The 20,312-nt window shown below is 43.8% G+C and carries 21 protein-coding genes; 14 read left to right on the forward strand and 7 right to left on the reverse strand.

Going from position 1 to position 20,312, the window contains the following annotated elements; all coding sequences use genetic code 11:
- Positions 1-243 precede the first annotated feature (243 nt).
- The 5 genes from ABGU93_RS00445 to ABGU93_RS00465 all read left to right on the forward strand — a co-directional run bounded on the left by ABGU93_RS00445 (position 244) and on the right by ABGU93_RS00465 (position 3,066).
- The gene (locus ABGU93_RS00445) at positions 244-840 is read left to right on the forward strand and encodes a transglutaminase-like domain-containing protein (protein WP_347411535.1); all 597 of its coding nucleotides are present in this window, start codon (positions 244-246) and stop codon (positions 838-840) included.
- Positions 841-1,020: 180 nt separating this feature from the next.
- Entirely contained in the window at positions 1,021-1,428 is a 408-nt protein-coding gene (locus tag ABGU93_RS00450; RefSeq protein WP_347411536.1) for a hypothetical protein, read from the forward strand.
- 143 nt (positions 1,429-1,571) lie between these two features.
- Positions 1,572-1,715, forward strand: a complete 144-nt coding sequence (locus ABGU93_RS00455; protein ID WP_347411537.1) for a hypothetical protein — start codon at positions 1,572-1,574, stop codon at positions 1,713-1,715.
- A gap of 22 nt (positions 1,716-1,737) precedes the next feature.
- A complete protein-coding gene (locus ABGU93_RS00460; protein WP_347411538.1) occupies positions 1,738-2,373 on the forward strand; it encodes a DUF4391 domain-containing protein in 636 nt (211 codons plus the stop codon).
- A gap of 93 nt (positions 2,374-2,466) precedes the next feature.
- Positions 2,467-3,066, forward strand: a complete 600-nt coding sequence (locus ABGU93_RS00465) for a type IV toxin-antitoxin system AbiEi family antitoxin domain-containing protein (RefSeq protein ID WP_347411539.1) — start codon at positions 2,467-2,469, stop codon at positions 3,064-3,066.
- Between the two features lie 66 nt (positions 3,067-3,132).
- On the opposite strand, the gene ABGU93_RS00470 is transcribed toward ABGU93_RS00465, so the two are convergent.
- A complete protein-coding gene (locus ABGU93_RS00470) occupies positions 3,133-3,252 on the reverse strand; it encodes a cell filamentation protein Fic (protein WP_347411540.1) in 120 nt (39 codons plus the stop codon).
- A gap of 480 nt (positions 3,253-3,732) precedes the next feature.
- Between ABGU93_RS00470 and ABGU93_RS00475 the strand changes: the two genes are divergently transcribed.
- The 6 genes from ABGU93_RS00475 (at position 3,733) to ABGU93_RS00500 (ending at position 9,713) form a co-directional block, all read left to right on the forward strand.
- Positions 3,733-3,912, forward strand: a complete 180-nt coding sequence (locus ABGU93_RS00475; RefSeq protein WP_347411541.1) for an ATP-binding protein — start codon at positions 3,733-3,735, stop codon at positions 3,910-3,912.
- 299 nt (positions 3,913-4,211) lie between these two features.
- A complete protein-coding gene (locus ABGU93_RS00480) occupies positions 4,212-4,931 on the forward strand; it encodes an ATP-binding protein (RefSeq protein ID WP_347411542.1) in 720 nt (239 codons plus the stop codon).
- Between the two features lie 154 nt (positions 4,932-5,085).
- A complete protein-coding gene (locus ABGU93_RS00485) occupies positions 5,086-5,733 on the forward strand; it encodes an MBL fold metallo-hydrolase (RefSeq protein WP_347411543.1) in 648 nt (215 codons plus the stop codon).
- Positions 5,734-5,844: 111 nt separating this feature from the next.
- Positions 5,845-8,103, forward strand: coding sequence for an AAA family ATPase (locus ABGU93_RS00490; RefSeq protein ID WP_347411544.1), 2,259 nt, complete (start codon positions 5,845-5,847; stop codon positions 8,101-8,103).
- A gap of 5 nt (positions 8,104-8,108) precedes the next feature.
- Positions 8,109-9,362 carry a hypothetical protein gene (locus ABGU93_RS00495; protein ID WP_347411545.1) on the forward strand — a complete coding sequence of 418 codons (1,254 nt, stop codon included), beginning with the start codon at positions 8,109-8,111 and terminating at the stop codon, positions 9,360-9,362.
- 48 nt (positions 9,363-9,410) lie between these two features.
- Positions 9,411-9,713 (forward strand): hypothetical protein, encoded by a 303-nt coding sequence (locus ABGU93_RS00500; protein WP_347411546.1) that lies wholly within the window; start codon positions 9,411-9,413, stop codon positions 9,711-9,713.
- A gap of 281 nt (positions 9,714-9,994) precedes the next feature.
- On the opposite strand, the gene ABGU93_RS00505 is transcribed toward ABGU93_RS00500, so the two are convergent.
- The gene (locus ABGU93_RS00505) at positions 9,995-12,865 is read right to left on the reverse strand and encodes a DUF6055 domain-containing protein (protein WP_347411547.1); all 2,871 of its coding nucleotides are present in this window, start codon (positions 12,863-12,865) and stop codon (positions 9,995-9,997) included.
- Between the two features lie 288 nt (positions 12,866-13,153).
- Between ABGU93_RS00505 and ABGU93_RS00510 the strand changes: the two genes are divergently transcribed.
- Both ABGU93_RS00510 and ABGU93_RS00515 read left to right on the forward strand, forming a co-directional pair.
- On the forward strand, positions 13,154-14,794 hold the full coding sequence (locus ABGU93_RS00510; RefSeq protein ID WP_347411548.1) for a hypothetical protein: 1,641 nt from the start codon (positions 13,154-13,156) through the stop codon (positions 14,792-14,794).
- 12 nt (positions 14,795-14,806) lie between these two features.
- The gene (locus ABGU93_RS00515; protein ID WP_347411549.1) at positions 14,807-15,934 is read left to right on the forward strand and encodes a zinc ribbon domain-containing protein; all 1,128 of its coding nucleotides are present in this window, start codon (positions 14,807-14,809) and stop codon (positions 15,932-15,934) included.
- Between the two features lie 93 nt (positions 15,935-16,027).
- Here ABGU93_RS00515 and ABGU93_RS00520 read toward each other — a convergent pair whose 3' ends face one another.
- The 4 genes from ABGU93_RS00520 to ABGU93_RS00535 are packed head-to-tail and all read right to left on the reverse strand — an operon-like array spanning position 16,028 to position 18,995.
- Positions 16,028-16,687, reverse strand: a complete 660-nt coding sequence (locus ABGU93_RS00520; RefSeq protein ID WP_347411550.1) for an amino acid ABC transporter permease — start codon at positions 16,685-16,687, stop codon at positions 16,028-16,030.
- Positions 16,681-17,403, reverse strand: coding sequence for an amino acid ABC transporter permease (locus ABGU93_RS00525; RefSeq protein WP_347411551.1), 723 nt, complete (start codon positions 17,401-17,403; stop codon positions 16,681-16,683). The genes ABGU93_RS00520 and ABGU93_RS00525 overlap by 7 nt, the downstream gene beginning before the upstream one ends.
- Complete coding sequence (locus ABGU93_RS00530) at positions 17,403-18,212, reverse strand: transporter substrate-binding domain-containing protein (protein WP_347411552.1); 810 nt, start codon at positions 18,210-18,212, stop codon at positions 17,403-17,405. The genes ABGU93_RS00525 and ABGU93_RS00530 overlap by 1 nt, the downstream gene beginning before the upstream one ends.
- Positions 18,213-18,272: 60 nt before the next feature.
- Complete coding sequence (locus ABGU93_RS00535; protein ID WP_347411553.1) at positions 18,273-18,995, reverse strand: amino acid ABC transporter ATP-binding protein; 723 nt, start codon at positions 18,993-18,995, stop codon at positions 18,273-18,275.
- 283 nt (positions 18,996-19,278) lie between these two features.
- Between ABGU93_RS00535 and ABGU93_RS00540 the strand changes: the two genes are divergently transcribed.
- Complete coding sequence (locus ABGU93_RS00540) at positions 19,279-19,644, forward strand: ABC transporter ATPase (protein ID WP_347411554.1); 366 nt, start codon at positions 19,279-19,281, stop codon at positions 19,642-19,644.
- A 118-nt stretch (positions 19,645-19,762) separates the two neighbouring features.
- On the opposite strand, the gene ABGU93_RS00545 is transcribed toward ABGU93_RS00540, so the two are convergent.
- Positions 19,763-20,284, reverse strand: coding sequence for a DUF4364 family protein (locus tag ABGU93_RS00545; protein ID WP_347411555.1), 522 nt, complete (start codon positions 20,282-20,284; stop codon positions 19,763-19,765).
- Positions 20,285-20,312: the final 28 nt, after the last annotated feature.

Genomic DNA, 20,312 nt, shown 5'->3' on the forward strand with positions numbered 1-20,312 from the left:
GAAATACGGTTGAAATAAGATTTATCGTGAGAAGTCAGCTGAAGCCATAGTACAGGAACACAAGGGGACGGAGGTTTTGTGCACTTTAAAACAAGATCCACCCGGATGGCGTCAGACATGATCAATAATCCAGTCAAGCAGTTGCCCAATTAACTGACGCGATGGACAGCACGGCCTGTTTCGGATCTGTTAGGAAATACTGGATCACAGGTACACTTAAGATAGAAAAGGAGCGGCGAAACGGTGAAATCCCCAAAAATGACACAAAAATTTTTAGCAGCAACTGAAATGATTGATTTTCATCATATGGCTATTCAGAATAAAACACAGCAGTTATTTACAGCGGCCATGAATGATGTTGACAAGACCAGAGTAGCCTATGAATTTGTCAGGGATGAAATTCTTCATTCCTTTGACTGTAACGCCCAGGTAATTACGGCAAAGGCTTCAGATGTGCTGATCCATCAAACTGGTATTTGTCATGCCAAAGCTAATTTACTGGCCGCCCTGTTGCGATCCCAGGGGATTCCCACCGGCTTTTGTTTTCAACATCTTACCCTGGCTGACGATGATGCGCTAGGCTATTGTGTCCATGCCTATAATGCGGTCTATTTGGAAAACCGCTGGATCAGGCTGGACGCCAGGGGGAATAAGCCTGGTGTTGCGGCGCAGTTTTCTTTGAACGAACCGATCCTGGCCTTTCCGAACCGTCGGGAATATGATGAGTATGATTGGCCGGGTATCTACGCCAACTCCCATCAGGCCACCATGCTGATGCTGCAAGCGGCCGGATGTCTTCAGGATATTCTGGACAACATTCCAGATACGCAAAACGAATAACCAGATCTTTTAGCATAAGCGATGAAAATATACGAATAGTGCCCGACATCAACTTATAATGGGACGATTACTAACGAAGGATTACTTAGCTACCGGTGCCAGGTGAGAGTGGTATGCAGCAAAAAGCGGATTTATAAAATCTATAAATGGAGTGAATCATGAAGAATATGAGGTGTGAACATGTCTGAAAAGTTATTGACAAAAAAGTTTTTCAAGGAGAATCCCTGCCAGCAAAACACAGTGCAGCAGTTTATCTACAGCCTTTTTTTATATCAAGGCTGCGAAGAGATGGTTGATGAGATCATCACCAATCAAATCGAATTTGATGATGAACGTCAAACACAGATTGCCTGCGAAAAAAAACAGATCCAGGCTGAGCAAAACCCTGAGGCGATTGTACAACTTATGCGTCGGAAAATCGAGATGGTCAATCGGGTTACACTGATTCACAAGGCATTGGAATTTGAAGAAGTGATACTGCCATTGGTAATCGACAAACTGATGACCAATAAGCAGGATATTTTCATTGAAAATTCAATCCGTCTGCTTGCACAGAGTCAACAAAACCCGGCGGCATTACTGATGTAGCGGTTTGAGGAGATACGCAGTCCCTATGTGCAGTCATTGGTTTGCCTGATCGTCGGATACGGATACTTTGCAATGCCGAGCGTATTGAAGGGGCGATAAAAATTGGTCGAAATTTGTCAATTCCTGCCGATGCTGCTAACCTCATGTACCTGACACCAGTTTATATTGACGTCAAAGACCAAAATGAACTGGACTTATTTTTAAATGGCGAAGCCATCAGCTTTTTATCAAACGAGATTAAAGGGCTGGATGATTTCGAATTGATCTGCTTTCTGGTTGTGAAATAAAGAATGTAGGAAGGTGATGCGCATGCTGGGCTTGCCAAAAAAAACTGAACTGAACAAACCAATCCCCAAAGAGGCCATCAAGAAAAAATTTGCACTAAAAGGTCCGGCCAAAGACCGGTTTGACGCCGATATTAAAAAACTGGCAATCATCCATGAGCTATCGCCGACTTCAATTAATGCGGAAGTCGGCAAAACGGTACCGGTCATTTATGTGTTGCGGGTAACCCTTAAAACCAAAGATTTTGATGCGAAAAACATCCAGCTGATTTCAAAGCTGATTGAACAGCAGATGGTCTTTGTCTTGGAGGTTGAGGGTCAGGCCTGTCTGGCAGCCTACTACACCCGGCTACTGAAAAGCCCCTGGCAACCCCTGGAAAGCCTGGAAATAAAACTCAGTGGTCTCAATCTGGATACCATTTGGGAAAACCTGCTGATTGAGATTGGCGGCATCGCAATACAAAACGGCAATAGCTTGGCAGAACAATTGGCTATTGATGAAAAACGTCAAAAGCTGGAAAAGCAGATTGCCGCCCTTGAGAAGCAGGCAAGAGCTGAAAGTCAGCCGAAAAAGAAATTTGAACTGGTGGAAAAGATCCGAAGTCTGGAAGCGAGTCGTTCAGAAGTAAACGGAGTTCTTGTCAATCGGGCTTCTGAATAAATGACAATCTGATATCGATTGAGTGTTTACAAACGTTCTTTAAAAAACTATAATTAAAGTACGAATGTAAATAAAGAAAGTGTGGTGTTTTGTATGGATACGACATTTCAAATTATCAGAGACATTGCCGAAGATACCGATGGAATTATTACGACAAAACAGATTGAAGCAGCAGGGATCAGCCGAACCCGGATCAGATCACTACTGGAACTGGGCTTTCTGATCAAAGAAGCCCAGGGAATTTATACCCTGGCAAATATGCTAGTTGATGAATACAAACTGATCCAGTTAAGAAGTGAAAAGATTGTTTTTTCTTATGGTACAGCCTTGTATTTGCATGGTATGTCGGATCGGGTGCCTCACTTCATCGATGCGACCGTACCCCAAGGCGATAACGTATCGCGGATAAAAAAGGAACATCCAACAATTCGCTTTCATTATGTTAAAAAAGAATTATGGGATATCGGTATCATGACGATTAAGTCACCCCAGGGAGCACAACTAAGGGTGTATGATCAAGAACGCTGTATCTGTGATTTGATTCGTGACAAGCAGGCGATGGATATGCAGCTTTATATCCAGGCGATTCAGGGATATTTCAAATTAGAAAATAATGCCAGAAAATTACTGAAATATGGAAAGAAATTTGGCATTGAAGAAAAAATCAGAACCTATATGGAAGTCTTGAGCTAGGAGAAATGCCATTGAAAAGAAGGGGTTCTGTGCCCGACACTAACTTATAAACTTATTCGGAATAAGTCAGACATGATCAAGAGCAGGCTCCAGTAGCCCTTGGTCCCGGAGTCCATCACTGCCGCCAGTTTCATGAATCAGTATGGTGTGAAGGCGCATCACCTGCTGACGGGACAATCGCTTCATTAGGCCAGTTCCTCAAAGGCGGCCTGATATTTTTCGGGTTTAATATTTGTTGCAGGTGAAACATTGTATGTTCTAAAGTCAGCAGAAGCGTTCAATCGATATAACATGAATAAAGCTATCGTTCTAAAAAAGATAATAATTGGAACGATAAAAAGCCATAGTTCCAATTTTGATCAAAAATGGAGCTACGATACCGGTGTCAGGAAGGGAAATGTGCACCGACACCAACTTATGGTTTATCGACCGGTACCGTATGATTATACCCTTGACCATGCAAGCTAGTGACCAGGCTGACCCCCAAGGCACCCCCCAAGCCATCCCGGGATAGTGACCAAGCTACCATGCAAGCTACCATGCAAGCCGATGAAGAAATTTCCGGATTATTGGAATATTGCAAAACCCCCGCAAACACGAAGTGAAACACAGAAATATTTGAAATTCAACAACCGAGAACATTATAACGAATAGAGGTGACTAACTATGAAAACAGAGCTAAGGATACTACTAACGGCAGAATCGACTGATGTTGATTTTAAAGTTTCATTGGAAAAGGCAAAACCTAAGAGCTGGTTGAAAACGGTCGTAGCTTTTTCCAACGGTATCGGCGGCAGTATTCTATTTGGGGTGGATGATGAACGCCATTTAATTGGTTTGAGTTAAAAGGCCAACGACTTTCTTTTGATGCACTGTCAACCAATGAAAAGTTCAGTGACGCCAGTTTTACGCTGTTTAAATCTAATTTTTATAAAGCAACAGGAAAAAGAATCGAAGGACGAAAAGATTATTTATCCTTTGGAATGATTGATCAGGCTGACTATTTGACCTATGCAGGATTGTTATTATCGGATGAATGTACCTTGTTGCAATCACGAATATTCTGTACCCGATGGACGGGAAAAAGCAAGGGAAAGCGAAATATTAATGCGATTGATGATAAAGAATACAGTGGTAACATCATCATGCTTTTAAAAGAAGGTATTTCTTTTGTGAAAAACAATTCTCAAAAAGCTTGGAAAATCCAAGGTGCCAAACGCATCGAGTTTATTGATTATCCGGAAGATGCAGTAAGAGAAGCACTGGTTAATGCATTGGTTCACCGGGATTATAATATTATCGGATCAGAAATTCATATTGATATCTATGACGACCGCCTGGAAATTGTGTCGCCGGGTGGCATGTATGATGGGAAAAACATTCAGGAAGTTGATATCAACAGAATTGCTTCAATTAGGCGCAATCCCATCTTAGCAGATATTTTTAATCGCCTGGATTATATGGAACGGCGGGGAAGTGGGTTAAAACGAATAAAAGAATCGTTTGATGACGAAAGCTGGGTAGAATTTTTTTCAAATCAATCCAATTTCTTTGTGGTAATGAAAAAACAAACGGTAGATAAGGGCGATGATTTTGATGATGAGCGGAAACGAGCGGATAATGAGCGGATAGTGAGCGAATATGAGCGGATAATGAGCGAATTAAGCCCGAATGAAAAATTAATCGTCGAATATTTGATGAAAAATGAAAAAATAGTCAATAAAGAGGCAAGTTCATTAACCGGGTTATCTCCGGCCCAGGTAAGGCGGGTGTTTGTCTCATTACAGGAAAAACAAGTTATCGAAGCCGTCGGAAAAAGCAGAGCTAGACATTATCAATTGACTAAGTCGGAGATTTTAAAATAGCGTTAATGAAATAGAGGGAGACACTATGAGTTTATCCGAAACCTTCTATGAAAGATTTTATATTTAAAAAAGAAGTTGATTGGTCGTTGTTGAACACAGTGCTTTCCCGGTGCCAGGCTCAACTTAACTTACACCAATAAAAGGAGAATCAAAAATGAACATCATCACCATCACAGCCGGTTCTAATTGTCACCTGATCTCCGATGGGGAACGACATCTGATGATTGACGCCGGTGCCCCGGGAATGGGGGCTAAAATTGAACGAACCCTGGCACAAAATAAGATTGCCATGGAACAAATCAGTTATCTGGTTCTGACCCATGGCCATAGCGACCATATTGGCAATGCTGCGGTCTTTCAGGAAAAATATAGCATCCCGATAGTCATCCATGAAAATGACCTCTCACTGATTGATAATCCGTTGTCTCAGGAGATGCGGGCTACCCATCCCATCGGTAAAATGATCAAATGGGTGGGGCAGGGTTCCATGAAGCGGAATCCGCCCCGACCCTTCAAACCGGATCTCGTCATCACCGGGTCACAAACCAACCGGCTGGGTTTTGGTGAAACCATCCAGCCCCTGCCTGGTCATACCCGGGGCTCCATGGTAATTTCGTTTTCCAGTGGCGAATTATTTGTGGGGGACATCCTGATGAATCTGACCGGCCCTCATCCGGCGTATCTCTGGGAAGATGGCACGGCCTTGCAAAAGAGTATTCAGACAGTGCAGCAGCTGCCGGCAAAAACCATTTACTACGGTCATGGACGACCGACACCGGTAAGCAAAGTAGCTCAAGTGTGATCTGCCGGATAACAAGGTCTGGTGCCCAAACACTTGCTGCTACCGATTGTTGCCTGGAACCAAAGCCAACCCTTTATACTGTAACAACAGCGCAACAGAAAGGACAGGTTGATGAATAAATTATTTATTGGAAAGTTCAAGACGGGGGATCAGCTCGATAAAAACTATTATCGAATTGATACCACGAATCAAGATTTTTTTAAACAGCACTTTAACGGTATGGAGGCGGGTGATTACGTGTTACCCGTGAAAGCCGGTGAGATCGAAAAACTTTTTATGTTTGAGCAATTTGAAACGAATGAAACAAATATTGAAGCAAAATTTAGAGTTGTACAAGTTTATGAGCCCAAACTGGCTTTAACTGGAAATATTGTTAGTTGTAAATATTTTCAGCCGGATTTAAATTTGTTGAACAAAGCCATAAAATCGACGAGAGGTGTTGGTTTTATTCCGGTTATGTTGGAAGAAAACAGTCCCGAAATACCAGAAATTGACTTTAATAAATCAAAACGGCGATTCTTTGTTTGCCTGAAAAGAAAATTGGAACAGGTTGCTTTTTTTAAGCCTTTTGATATCTGCCTGGTTATTTCAGATATGGAAACTACAGGTATCGAAGATATTCTTGAATTCAATGGTCAATCGTTCAGTCGAAAAAATGTATTGTGGGATCTTTATCTGGACAAAACCTCAAATGGCAACGAGAAGTATTCCTTGCGCCAATTACTGGAGTTCGCAAATGAGAAAAACGATGATGCTCCTAAAAAACTCAACTATATCACTTCGTTGCTGAGTGAGTTGGATTCCGAGTCGATCTTTCCGGTTGATAGTCCAATCTCGTTATATGATAATGTAATTGTCGGACGCAAACGATCAGCATCAGGCGGTTCAACAGGAACAGTCAGCGCAACTGTTGAGGATGATCTAACCGACATTGAAGAAACCACCGATTATGAAAAATATGCAAAGCTGATGCAGTTTAATCCCAATGTAATCTTGTACGGTCCACCAGGCACAGGCAAAACCTACGGTGCGATGCGTATAATTGAAGCATTTGAGAAACAAAATGGTAGTCCGGCTTCATTCAAGCAAGTGGTAGCTGAAAAACGGGCAAAATTTATTACCTTTCATCAGGCCTTTTCCTACGAAGAATTTGTCGAAGGCATACGTCCGCAAATCGATGAAGATGGCCAGATGGCATACCCTGTACAACCAGGTGTTTTAAGAGAATTTGCCGATGCATGCAGTATGCAGTCAAAAAAGAAAAATATAAAAGACGAAGCATTAAATAATACAGCACCCAGCAATCAGGTCTGGAAGGTTTCACTTGGGCGAAAAAATGAAAACCACATCTATACAACCTTACGCGATAAGAATGTCATCGCCATTGGTTACGGTCCAGAAGAAGATGTCAGCGACTGGAATGATGCCCAATTAGATCAAGGCGATCCGACAAATACACTGAAATGTCTGCATAGCCGGGTGAATATTGGCGATATTGTCATGGTCTTCAATAGTCCCCAGACCATACGACTGATGGGTGTTATCACCAGTGATTATTTTTATGATAATAGTGATGGGTTTGGTTACAGACATCGACGGGCGGTTAAGTGGTTAGCGAATTTTGAAGCGAATCCGAAAGATATTATTGCGATTAACAAAAATAAGCAATTGGTTCAGGGTGCCATCTATAAGCTGAGAGTTTCTGTTAATGATGCCTTGGCACTGCTTGAAAAAGAGGAAAACAAAGATGATTTACCTAAGCCATATTACCTGATTATTGATGAGATAAACAGAGGGAATATTGCCAAAATATTCGGTGAACTGATTACTTTAATCGAAAAAGATAAACGCGAACTTCTGACCTGTGAACTGCCCTATTCCCGGGATGCGTTTTCAATCCCTGGCAATTTATTCCTGATCGGCACCATGAACACGAGTGACCGAAGCATCGCCCTGTTAGATACTGCGTTGCGACGGCGTTTTGCCTTTGTTGAAATCAACCCTGACGCATCGCTTGTGGAACGATTCCACCCTTCAATTGGTGGAAATGTGTCGCCGGGTAAATTATTACAGGCATTAAATAATCGTATTACGGACAAAATAGACCGTGACCATCGCATTGGCCACAGCTATTTTATGGGTGATGATCTGGTGACAAAATATGATTTGTACAATGTCTGGTATTATAAACTGCTGCCTTTGCTGATGGAATATTTCTACAACGATGTCAAACAGGTCGGTCAGATTATTGGGGATAGTTTTTTTGATAAACAGACCGGTGAGATTATTCAATTCAATTTAAAACCTGATGAAGATGGGATCTCTCAATTTGAAGCTGCGCTGATTTCAATCTATGAAAAAGGGGTGTAAGCCTGGTGCAAACCGTCATTACAGTTTTTGAAGACCGCCAACAGAAATGTGAACTTTTACCCTGGCAGAAGACTGATATTCTCGAACTTCGTCACATCATTGGCGAAAACCGTCTGTCATTATCGTATGATGGCGTGCTCCACGTTCGACATTATGTTGGTTTTATTTCCAAGGGAAACACACGCCTGCAGATCTTGCCAAAAATATATGAAAACAGCGGTTTGACCGAAGAAGACGAACAGCGGGAGGCAATGAATGTTTTACTGAATTTGCTGAGAGTGTCGGAGTTCAACAAAATACTATGCTTGCCCAACCAGTCCAGTGCCGCTGAACATTCAGACATTATGGAGCTCTTCATTTCGCTATTTGGTGATAAAGTATTTCAAATATACTCTCGCCAAATGAACCGCGAATATGTGGATATCAGTGAAAACAGTTCTTTTGTAAAAGGGAGCATAGATTTCTCAGCAAATATTCGTGCAAATCCGATCAGACGAGACAGACATATGATCACATATCAGAGTTACGAACATGATAATGTATTAAATAACACGATTAAAAGTGTTTGTCTAAAATTGATTCAATTGACCAGCCTACCGGAAAATAAAAAGAAACTCAAGCGGGCCTTGCTTTTTTTAGATGACGCCAGCGATGTGGCTTTAACGAAAGAGTTGTTTGATGCCGTTAAATTTACACGTTTGAATATGTCATTTAAACCAGTTTTTGAAATGGCAAAGATGTTTTTTTACAACTTGACACCACAGAGTTACCAAGGGGATGACACCGTTTGTTCATTTTTGATTCCATTAAATGAATTATTTGAATTTTATCTTTATAAACTCTTTTCTAATTTTGGGGAAGGCTACCATGCATATTATCAAAACAGCCGTAGATTTGCCAGTAGTCAAAAAGCAGATTTTGGCAAACAGGTACGACCGGACATTATTCTTGAACATAATGGGAAAACGGTTTTAATCGCCGATGCCAAATATAAAAATCCCCATTATCAGAATGGAAAGTACAACCATATTAGTCAGGCTGATATTTACCAGATTTTTGCCTATGCAAAAATCTATGGCGTTGATTCAGTGGCGTTGATCTATCCGCAGTTTGAGAAAGACTTGCCAGCCCCAATGATTGTTGATTTACAAGATCATCTTTCCAAAACGAAATTAATAATAGGCTGTATTGATATAAAAAAAGCCAATATCGAGAAGGACAGTGCATTATTAAAGCGAATGATGACTCTAGATCTGTGAATCCTTAAACTGCAGCTCATTAGAAAATGATGCCTATGTACAAAATCAATGTTTGCCTACAATGCCACCTTTGACTACCGTCATCTGCCAGAACTGAACCATCTGGCCTGGTACGACATTATGCAAGTGGCGGCCTATCGGCAGCACAATCCCAGCATCCCGCCTTGTGCCGATTGCTACGGCACGGGCAGATTGAAGCGCGGCTACGGCGTCAAGAGCATCTACCGGATGTTAAGCAAGGAGTTGGCCTACTGCGAGTTGCACAACGCCCTGACTGACGCCATTGACGAGTTGACAATTATGAAATTGCTTAATCATGAAATTGCTAACTATGCTTTGGCAAAAATTTGATTTAAAGAACGCCTCAGTTATCTGATATTTTCGGATAACCGCATCATTTTTAAATATCCATCACGCTAAACTTTATAAAGCAGGATCGAAACGATCAAAAATCGCCTGAACTAAAATAATCAGCAGGCAACGGCTAAACCACAAAAGACCAGGGAATCGGTTCCCTGGTCTTGATGTGTTTGTGACCGCAAGCGATTAAGTCGATTGTGAGGGAATTTTCCAGCGAGTCACACTTAATATTTTGTCTCTGATCAAAATGGTGTGACTCGCGACTTTTCCCGTCATTCAAGCAATTTTCCGTCGCGATCCCAGTAGGACCAGGTTCCGCTTTTATTGCCATTGACATAAGTTCCTTCGGATTCTTTGACGCCATTGTCGTACCATGTTGTCGCGGGGCCATGCCACTCGCCATTGACATAGGTATGGATCGACATCTTGGTGCCATCACCATACCAGAAAGTCCAGAGGCCCTCTTTGTTATCGTTCACGTACGAACCTTCACTACTCAGGATGCCACTATCAAACCAGGTTTTATAACTACCGTTGAGCAGATTATTGGCATAGCTGCACGCTAAGGCAAGCTGGCCGTTTTCATGCCATGATTCACGGGCTCCCTGTAATTTGCCGTGCTCAAACACGAAGCGTTCTTCCATCTTACCGTTTTCATACCAAAATGTCTGAATCCCATGAACCTGACCTTCGTAGTATGGTGTTGCGTAGCGCGGTTTGGTCATTTCGGGATCATAATAAGCGCGTGATAAGCCGTGGCGGCGGCCATTTGAGTCATAATGTGAATAGCCATATTTATAATAATCACCAGCACCAAATGGCTTCTTAACCAGGTTGGTATAATCGGGCAGCCAGCCACAATCATAATCATCGGGCGGATTTGTATCGAATACAATTGCGACATCCAAGACACATTTTTTTGTCTCATTGAATCCCATCGCTGTCGGCTGCCATTTTGTGGCGGTTACAATGCTTAAGGACTGTTTACCTTGTTTGGCTAAATCTTTTAAGAGATAAGGGGTGTCGGTATCGATGGTGGCGATCAGTTCAACACTCTCATCCGCTTTTTGTCGATACAGGTAGGCAATTATATCATCACTATTCTGATTGGTAATTTTTAGATCGGCTGTTTCACCGGCATTAAAATCTTTGGTCGCATAACGGAGGTTAATCAGATGACTTTGCGCCGACAGCACATAGACATCCGAACTGAACTGGTATTTTGTTTCGGTGTAGGGATCATCGACCTTATACATTTTACCGCTTTCATAGATGGCGTTGTTATGAATCGACCAGGTGGTACCCGGCATCGCCTTGGTATAGTCGCCGGAAAACAGCTTTTTGACAAAGTCCGGCCAACTGGTATACCAGTTGGGATCGTCAAACCCGTCGGCGATCGCCTTATAGAGTTCATCATGGGTTTTAACTGATCGCCACAGCTTGCCCATCGCCGGAGTACCCTTTTTATCACTCATGTATTGCAGAAACAGCGATGCCGCATAGGCGTGGGCATCGGGATTATGACATCGGGTATTACTGACCCGCAACAAACCTTTCATGGGGAACCATGCGACATTTTCAGCATCAATTACTTTTGGCCAAAAGTTGGGGTATTTTTTGTTGATTTGAAATTCCATCCAGACCGCTGATGCTTCCTGCAGCAAGCCTTGTGAGGCGCCATCATTAGGCAAATACAATTGCTGATAATAATGGAACAGCTCATGGGCAACGGTTGCCCGGATTTGCTGTGTTGCGTTGGGGTCTTTTAATTTATTGGAATTGATGGCAAGCCAGGCATTAGATAGTGCAGTGGCGCGTGAATACTTGGAATACCCCGGTATTTCCAGATAGCCCCAGGCATCAGCAGCACGATTACTGAGCGCCCGTTCAATCAGCGTGCCAAAATCAAAGATTTCCACCGGGAAGGGATTTCTACCACCGGCATAGGGCAGGTTAACGCCAGTGGTATCCTCAATAAAGGCGGTCGACTCAGTCAGGGCATTTTTAATTTCTGTCATCAGCGCCGGATTAGCATTAGCTACTGAATTTGGGACCCTTACTTTAAAATGACCAACATACTCGGTACTCCAGCCAGCGGTATCATAGATCATCTGCTCAGCCACTGAAATGAAAAGTTTATATTTCAGAAAGATGTCTTGGCTTTCAAGATTACCCTCATCTGTTAAAATTGGAACAACCTCGGGATTAAGGTTCGGTAATAAAATGGTGGCCTTACCATTTGCGACTGTCGCTTTAAAGAGTTGCCGATTGAGGCCAGTCTGATCACTTGAAGGGCGATAACTATCATCGTAATAAACAGCCAGATAAATGTCAGCTCCGTTAGCTACCGTCTCATTGAGTGGCAGGGTAATCTCCATCGGTGTCAGCCAGAATTCAGGGAGACCATCCAGTTGATAAAAAGACTCTGATCCGCCATCTTCGACTAGACGACTGAAGTCAAAGGTACTATTTTCACTTAGCGCACCGGCCGGAACAACCACGCTGGCGCCGTCGCTTAAGTCAACAGAACCACCAGTGGATGAAATGTCCGACTGTGCGGTTAAATCCGTCACAACGGCGGTACTATTTTTGATTAAACGGATCTCAATACCCTCCAGTCGCAGACCCTGACCCTGGCTGCCGGCGGTCTCACCGTCTTTGGCCCAGGTCGTTTCCCAGCCGAGATTTTGCACGTGGGTGCGGTATTCAATGGAATAACCGGGTAGGTCAACCAGTTGGATCTGGATCCCTTCCAGCCTTAACCCCAGGCCTTCGGTTCCCGAGGGGGTGCCGTCATATGACCAATAATCCTCCCAGCCGACATTTTGAATATGAGTGCGATACTCAATGGTCGCACCGGCTGGCACATTACCGGTGAGCTCGATTTCGATCCCTTCCAGCCGCAGACCTTGACCCTGGCTGCCGGCGGTTTGGCCGTCTTTGGCCCAGGTCGTCTCCCAACCGATGTTCTGGACATGGGTATGGTAGCGCACCCCCAGGGCTTCACTGGTTTCGATGGTATTATCGTTTACATTGTCGTCCTCCGGATTCGCCGGCCAACTTGTTTGGGCACTGACGCTGCTGCACAACAGGATGGATACAAAAATCAGGATCAGGATCATCTGGGAAACTAATCTTTTCATTTCAAACCTCACTTTCTAACTACTGATTTCACCGTTTCATTTTTATTCCTATTCATTATATCTATCTTGATACCCCGCAACAAGGCTTTTAATTACGCTTTTAAAATAAATTATCGCCGCAGGGGAGGGAGGTATTGAGCACTCTCAATGATAAGCGGCAGAAAATTAAAAGTGGTAAAATAATGTTCAAATTATTCGAAAAATCAATCAGATTATAGTATAATAGGCAGAAAGTGTCAGCTTAGATAGCAACGCAAACAGAAAGCGCAAGAACAGGAGGATCAGTCAATGAAACACTCAAAATTATTTAAAATACAGCTACTCTTGGGCCTTGGCGCCATGCTGGTGGTCTTTGCGTTGCCCTTTCAGGCAAGCGCCGCAAACAATTGGGTCGCACCGTTTGATGCCTATAATTCGGATAGTAGTTATCTTGATGTGGCGATGGACAATGATCCGCCGGCAGAAATCCTGTTGCGGCCATATTATTTTACCGACGTCCCTGGCTCGGTTTATCAGGTGAACGACGATATCGGTGATGTCATCCTCAAAACCGGCGAATCTGCGGATATCGCCTTTACGGTTGACTACGACGGCGGCAGAATCGAATCCACTATCAGGCTGACATATAATGATAAAAGCGCAGCGCAATCATCTTTGGATGAAATGTTTACCTTTACCCATGACACCAATCGATACTATTATGACAGTATTTCTCAAGATTTTGATGGTGAAGGTGTTTATCATGATTCCGGCTCATCTGTGGCCTTGTACCGGCCCCAAGACGGCATTCCTTGCCTGATGCTAAGTCTTGGTGGATTAAACAGTTTATATCTGGAGATTGTCGGTGTCCGGGGTCTCACCGGGGGCGATCCGGGCAATGGTGCCGCAAGTGATGATTACGACAGCGATCGTGAAGGATTTCCGGTTGCGGTCGTCATCGCCGTCGTTGGTGGGGCGGTGGTGGTCATTGGTTTAATTATCGGCAGAACAATGCGAATTAAAAAACCGCAAGCGACACCCAGCCCGGTACCCAAAGATGTGATCATCACCGACCCGGCGACCGGGGCGCAAACCCGCTACGTCCAGGATCCGGTCAGTGGGGAATGGGTCGATCCGGAGCGAGGCGGGGTCCTGAATCCCGACCGGCTGCCCGAATCGATGCAGCAGCGACAAGATGCCCGAAAATGGGTTGATCAACAGAACAAGAAACTGCAGACCGGCGACAATGATTTTGACCGAAAATTGGCTGAAGAGCTTGCTAAACAACAAGCGACGGACCGTCAGATTGATGAATTGCTGCGGGTCTCCCAACGTGCCGGCGCCCTGCCGCAGAGTGAACTGACGATTAATATCCGCAAAAACGCGCAAAAGCTGGTCGGTCAACTGATCGATGGCTCCCAGCCGGTTTCGCCCGAGGCCATCGAACGGGTGCGCGGAGCCTTCATCAAAACAGCCACCGGCACGATCATTGCGACTGCAGATCTGCCACCGGTCCCGTCTGATTCGATGCTTTTCGCCCAGGCATTTAACAATGAAGTGGAAGAAGTTTCCCGCAACCAGACGGCTTCCGCCGTATTTTTCCGGACCATTTTGGGCATCGCTACAGTGGGGGGATCGGAGCTGTTTTTTCAAACCCACAAAGGTTATCTGCGGATGCGCGACTACGTCGATGACGGCGGGAACAGCATTGGGGGCGGCTTCTTAACCGCCTCCTGGGGTGCGGTTAAAGATTTTGCGGTCAGCAAAACGGCCGACAAGCTCATCGGCAAAGCGAGTCCCTCATTCAAAAATTTGAACCATTCAAAAAGTGGCAAAATTGGTTACGATCAAGTCAAACGATTGGTCAAGGGTGATATTAATACCACGGATAAAGTTACCCTCGACATCGACGGAAAAGTCCGCCGGGCGATCGAAAGAAAATTCAATTAAGCAGGAGGTTTCATGAACGCAAAGACGATCACTTTAACGGATGCTCAGATCAAAGCGGTGTCCCTAAACAGTCACATCAAAGCAAATCGGCTGTCCATGTTGCCAGATCTCAGCCAGGCGGTAGGTGTTTCTCCGCCGATATTGGATCCCGCCCAGATGACGGTGTTAACGGCCGCCCTGCGACCACTGAACACGGCCGATATCGCGGTGCTGCTGGCCAACGACGGCTTGATGCGGCTGCAGCTGAGCCTCCGCGGCGAAACCGGCGTGCTGCTGGGACGCTCAGACGACAGCAATCAGATGCTGCCCAGTAGCGAGGGCGATCTTGCCACGATGGTGATGGCCTACCTGGCCCAGGGGGGCGAGCCGCGCAAGCGCGCCGCCGCACTTAACCTTTCACAGAATGCTTTTTTGCTGCTGCTGGCGGCGGCAGATGCGTATAAAATGCACTATCTTGCTGACCTTCTCAATCATACGGTAGCGGACCCAGTCCTGACGGTCGGTGCGCTTGAGCAGGCCATCACAGCTGCTTATGAAAATACTGACCTGCGCTGGCTTTTGCCATTTGCCTTGTTTCGCTCTGAGAATGTCCCACAGCTTGACGTCAAGTCAGCCTTGTCCGAATTGGCTGAAGTTGGCTTGGTAGAGGCGGGTGGAGTGGTCTTGACGGAAGAAGGATCATTATTTATCGATGACCTGATGTATCGCAAAGTGATCGTCGATATCAGCTCGCTTTATGGACAGGACGCGGCGCTGGCCCATTCACATGTGATGTTTATCCGCACTGAAGCGACGCTATGGGCTGTTCACTATGGCGACCAGGATGCGGCGGTGCTATCGCTGACGATCGACGAAGCATGCGAACTGATGGTCTCGCTGCTGATCCAGAAGGATGAACCAGCGGATCGATCCGAACCCCAAGCGGTGCAAAACGAACGCCACGCGGCGACAAAAACGGCAACGATAAACTGTGTCCATTGCGAGCAACAGCTGGAACCCGGGGCAAAATTCTGTATCTATTGTGGTACCCCAGTACCGCTACCAGCAGCACCTGAAGCCGTCATATTCTGCCAATACTGCGGGGCCAAACTGGCGCCAGGTAACCACTTCTGCACTCAATGCGGCAAACCAACCGATTGATTTGAAAGAACAAGGGAACAAAAAAACAAAGTCATGGATTTAATGTGAATCCATGACTTTGTCTATGTCGGTATAAATATTATTACTCTTTTATTATCTGGCGATTTCTGTTCTTTTCTGATAGCCGCGGACGATACAAGAAAGGCTGAAACAAATCACAAAATAACCGACTGCCAGTAACGCAAAGATCATAAAAACCTCTGGCGTGGTGGTATATCGTCCCATTACAACGAACCCGCTACGGGTATACTCGGGAATCGCAACGACCTGTAAAAAAGACGTATCTTTAACGGTCGTAATGACCTGCGATAACAGGGAAGGAACAATACTTTTAAAACATTGCGGGAGTACGATGAATACCAATGTTTGGATCAGCGTAAAACCTTGAGATTTGGCTGCTTCAAATTGACCTTCAGCAACTGAGTTTAAACCACCGCGGACAATTTCAGCAATGACGGCCGATGTATATAAGGTCAAGGCCAAACCACCACGAATGACGATGGTCCCATAGGGAATCATAAAGCAACAGACCAGAATCCACAATAGTAATGGGGTATTTCGAAACATTTCGATATAGAATCCGGCCACTTTACCCATGACCCGTTTTTCATAGGTTCGCAGTAAGGCCAGGATGGTCCCGAAAATAATCGAGATAATAACAACGGTAACCGAAAGCATCAAAGTTAACGCCATCCCTTTAGCTAAAAACTCAACGTTTTGAGGCGTAAAGACATTTTTAAAAACTTCTAACATGACACCGCCTCCTCACTTGGATTAAAGGGAACACGGGCATGGTCCTTGTTTTTGAGACGTTCTTCGTATTTTCTTGCCCAGGTTGCCAACGGGAAACAGAGCATGAAATATAAAAAACCGGCAAACACATAAGATGGACCGTAATCAAGACTGGATGATGCCCAGGAATCGGCCATATACATCAGATCAAAACCGGAGATCATCGCCAGAACTGACGTGTTTTTTATCAGATTAACAGCTTGATTGGTGAGCGGAGGGAGGACGATTTTAATGGTCTGTGGCAGGATGATATAGCGCATATATTGGATATAGGTAAAACCCTGAGACTTTGCCGCTTCGACTTGTCCCACTGAGATTGAAGTAATACCAGCTTTGACAACCTCAGAAACATAAGCGCCATGGTAAATGCCCACCCCTAAAACACCAATCATAAACACACTTAGCCGCAGTCCGGCAATGGCCAGACCATTATACAAAAAGAAAACCTGTATAACCAGGGGAGTGTTTTGAAAGAACTCAACATAAACCCTTGCTATCCCGCGCATTATTTTATTGTTTGATGTTGAGATAACGCCGAAAACAATACCCAGAACAAGAGCAAGGATTAAGGCGAGGACTGCGACCTCAATAGTCAGCAGAAACCCCTCGCCAAACATTTGCCATTCTCCAAACATCTTCTCCCAACGCCATAAGGCAAAAGGATTAGAACTTTTCATTAATAATTAAGTCCCCATTTCGTGATTAGGCCTTCAATGGTTCCATCTTCAAGCCAGCCGTTGATATAACCGTCAACTGCTTCGGTTAGCGCGATGCTGTCAAGCTTTGAAGTCACACCATATTGTTGTGGTGAAAAACGATCTGGTAAGATCATTGTTGAGTCATCAACATAACCACCGAGGATTGAGCCGTCAACACAGAAAGCATCAACGCGACCAGAGTCTAATGCTGCCTTGATTTCGGGGTAGGTTGCATATTCTGAGAATGATACGGTAACACCAAGTTCATCGGCTGATTTTTGAACCGCTTCTTTGGATGTTGCACTTTGAGCCACACCGATTGCTTTACCATTCATGTCAGCAAGACCTTTGAAACCGGCGGCTTTTTTAACTAACAAACCGACCGCGTCTTCATAATAAGGGGTCGAGAAGTTATAGGTCAATTTTCGTTCGTCGGTAATCGTGAAGGTTGCTATAACCAGATCAACTTCGCCGTTGTCAAGTAATGGACCACGTGTTTTAGCGGTTACCGGCGTTAATTCATAGGCATTTTCATCGCCAAGAATTTCTTTGGCCAGAAGCTTGACAATATCAATTTCAAAACCTTCAATCTCACCGGTGGCTGTATTGCGAAGACCGAAGTTGGGAACGTCTTCTTTAACACCCACTCGTAATACACCAGCTTTAACAACTGCATCGAGACTGTCGTCGGTCGCTTTTGAATCTTTCGCAGTCGAAGATGAACAGGCTGCCAAAGTAAAAACCAGGCTTAAAATAAGCAGAGCAGAGAGTACCTTTTTCATAATCATTTTCCTCCTAAATATTTTGTTATAAAATTATAATAGCTAATATCGTTGTGATATTAGAAATTAACGCAAGATCTTACTGAGAAAGAGTTTCGTTCGTTCTTCCGTAGGATTTTCAAAAAAGTGTTCCGGTTTTCCTTCTTCAACGATTCGACCATCATCCATGAAAATGACCCGATCGGCAACCACCCGGGCAAAACCCATTTCGTGAGTAACCACCACCATGGTGATATTTTCTTTTGATAATTTGATCATGACGTCAAGAACTTCTTGAACGGTCTCCGGGTCAAGGGCTGATGTTGGTTCATCAAAGAGGATGATCTTTTTCTCGGTTGCCAGGGCTCGGGCAATGGCAACACGTTGTTGTTGGCCACCGGATAAGGTTGATGGATAAGCATTCTCTTTTTCACTCAAACCAACAATAGCCAAATACTTTCGCGCTCTTTTGATGGCTTCTTCTTTTGGGACTTTTTGTAGTTTGATTGGTGCCAGAGTCAGGTTTTCCAATACTGTTTTATGCGGATACAGGTTAAAGCTCTGAAATACCATCGCCGATGTTCGCCGGATCAGCTGAATTTTATTTTTTTGGGTGAGTTCTTCACCATCGACAAAAACGTGTCCCGTAGTCGGTGCTTCTAAAAAATTCATACAGCGAACGGTGGTACTCTTGCCCGAACCTGAGGGACCGATAATAACCAATTTTTCGCCTTCTGCGACGGTCAGGTTAATGTCTTTAAGTACATGATGATCACCAAAAAATTTATTTACATCTTGAAGTTTAATCAATTATTCTTCCTCCAAATCTTGTGTCAATAGCCAAAAAAAGAACTTCCATAAAATATACGCACTGTGATATAGTATATTCGAAGCTCCATTGCTACATCAGTATTTTTAAATATAAAATACCCTTTTACAATAATATTATGTAGAAGAGCTTTTGTCAAGACTTTTCAAAATACAGCACAATTAAAAACGTCAATGTTGAAAAGAACTGAATAAGCTATTTTGTTTTGGGTATAAACGGGTTATAATTATAAAAACTATATTACAGTGAAAAGAGGTCGGAAAAATGGGCGAAAAAATATCAACAGTTCAGTACAAAGGCAATTTAAATGAGGTTTATCGAGTCGCTGAAAAGGGCGTTGGCAATGCCTATAGCGAATACATCATTCGCACTAAAGAAGATGATCCCGTTGAACTAGCCAGAATTAAGTTTCAAAAAGGAGCCCGCCACGAGCCGGGATCGGAAGTGGGCGTGATCGATTCTGATTTGCTTGAGATCGTCAGAGATCGCTTGAAGTTATTTCAGGAAGGTGAGTTTGAATGTACCGAAAATGCGATGGCCCTGGTTCATATTGAAACGGCGATTATGTGGTTAAACCGGCGGGTGGAAGATCGGATCAAACGTGATGTCATTGGGACCCATAAGAAATAAAATTAGAACTAATATTAAGAGTAAATGATGTGACCACTAAAAAAAGGTTTAGCTATCGGGATTGAAACCCGATGGCAAACCTTTTTAATGTTTTTTAATTCGGTTGGATGTAAAAAAATCAGGTTAACAGATTCAATACCGAGGCATAAAGATCCTGGGTATTTTCTTTCCAGCGATTACAGATATCAAGGGCCAGTTTTAATGTCGGCGCATTTAATGATATTTCCATCAGGACAATATTATTTTCGTGAAGTTTTAATTCAACCAGATAATCCGTTTCTCCCAATTTCTGATAGTTTGCGGTAATTTTTACTTCTTTGAAGATCTTTTCGCGGTTTTCCTTCAGATATAGATCAATCATATCGGTAATATAAGCCGGAATTTTCTGCTGAAAAACATTCAGTGTTTCCTTACCCATCGCTGACAAGGTGAGCACTGACTTTCCGTCATAATCAAGAGCGGAAAGAAATTCGTCTTTGATCAGATCATCAATGTATAATTGAATATCAAAATAACCAATCTGTAAATTTTCGACAATAATCAGAGCAATCTGTTCCCGGGTTAAAGAAGTTTTAATTTTCTTTAAGACATAGAGGATGATCAGTTTATCCTCAGCCTGTTGTTCAGAATTAAAGAGCATGAATACCACCACCTTTATTTATCTATGA

Origin of the sequence: Acetobacterium sp. (genome assembly GCF_039830195.1) — a bacterium.
In the GTDB taxonomy this organism is placed as follows: domain Bacteria; phylum Bacillota; class Clostridia; order Eubacteriales; family Eubacteriaceae; genus Acetobacterium.

Coding starts and splice junctions, on each gene's coding strand:
- ABGU93_RS00450 (WP_347411536.1), top strand. CDS start 1,021: ATGTCTGAAAAGTTATTGACAAAAAAGTTTTTCAAGGAGAATCCCTGC.
- ABGU93_RS00455 (WP_347411537.1), top strand. CDS start 1,572: ATGTACCTGACACCAGTTTATATTGACGTCAAAGACCAAAATGAACTG.
- ABGU93_RS00460 (WP_347411538.1), top strand. CDS start 1,738: ATGCTGGGCTTGCCAAAAAAAACTGAACTGAACAAACCAATCCCCAAA.
- ABGU93_RS00465 (WP_347411539.1), top strand. CDS start 2,467: ATGGATACGACATTTCAAATTATCAGAGACATTGCCGAAGATACCGAT.
- ABGU93_RS00470 (WP_347411540.1), bottom strand. CDS start 3,252: ATGAAGCGATTGTCCCGTCAGCAGGTGATGCGCCTTCACACCATACTG.
- ABGU93_RS00475 (WP_347411541.1), top strand. CDS start 3,733: ATGAAAACAGAGCTAAGGATACTACTAACGGCAGAATCGACTGATGTT.
- ABGU93_RS00480 (WP_347411542.1), top strand. CDS start 4,212: ATGCTTTTAAAAGAAGGTATTTCTTTTGTGAAAAACAATTCTCAAAAA.
- ABGU93_RS00485 (WP_347411543.1), top strand. CDS start 5,086: ATGAACATCATCACCATCACAGCCGGTTCTAATTGTCACCTGATCTCC.
- ABGU93_RS00490 (WP_347411544.1), top strand. CDS start 5,845: ATGAATAAATTATTTATTGGAAAGTTCAAGACGGGGGATCAGCTCGAT.
- ABGU93_RS00500 (WP_347411546.1), top strand. CDS start 9,411: ATGTTTGCCTACAATGCCACCTTTGACTACCGTCATCTGCCAGAACTG.
- ABGU93_RS00505 (WP_347411547.1), bottom strand. CDS start 12,865: ATGAAAAGATTAGTTTCCCAGATGATCCTGATCCTGATTTTTGTATCC.
- ABGU93_RS00510 (WP_347411548.1), top strand. CDS start 13,154: ATGAAACACTCAAAATTATTTAAAATACAGCTACTCTTGGGCCTTGGC.
- ABGU93_RS00515 (WP_347411549.1), top strand. CDS start 14,807: ATGAACGCAAAGACGATCACTTTAACGGATGCTCAGATCAAAGCGGTG.
- ABGU93_RS00520 (WP_347411550.1), bottom strand. CDS start 16,687: ATGTTAGAAGTTTTTAAAAATGTCTTTACGCCTCAAAACGTTGAGTTT.
- ABGU93_RS00525 (WP_347411551.1), bottom strand. CDS start 17,403: ATGAAAAGTTCTAATCCTTTTGCCTTATGGCGTTGGGAGAAGATGTTT.
- ABGU93_RS00530 (WP_347411552.1), bottom strand. CDS start 18,212: ATGATTATGAAAAAGGTACTCTCTGCTCTGCTTATTTTAAGCCTGGTT.
- ABGU93_RS00540 (WP_347411554.1), top strand. CDS start 19,279: ATGGGCGAAAAAATATCAACAGTTCAGTACAAAGGCAATTTAAATGAG.
- ABGU93_RS00545 (WP_347411555.1), bottom strand. CDS start 20,284: ATGCTCTTTAATTCTGAACAACAGGCTGAGGATAAACTGATCATCCTC.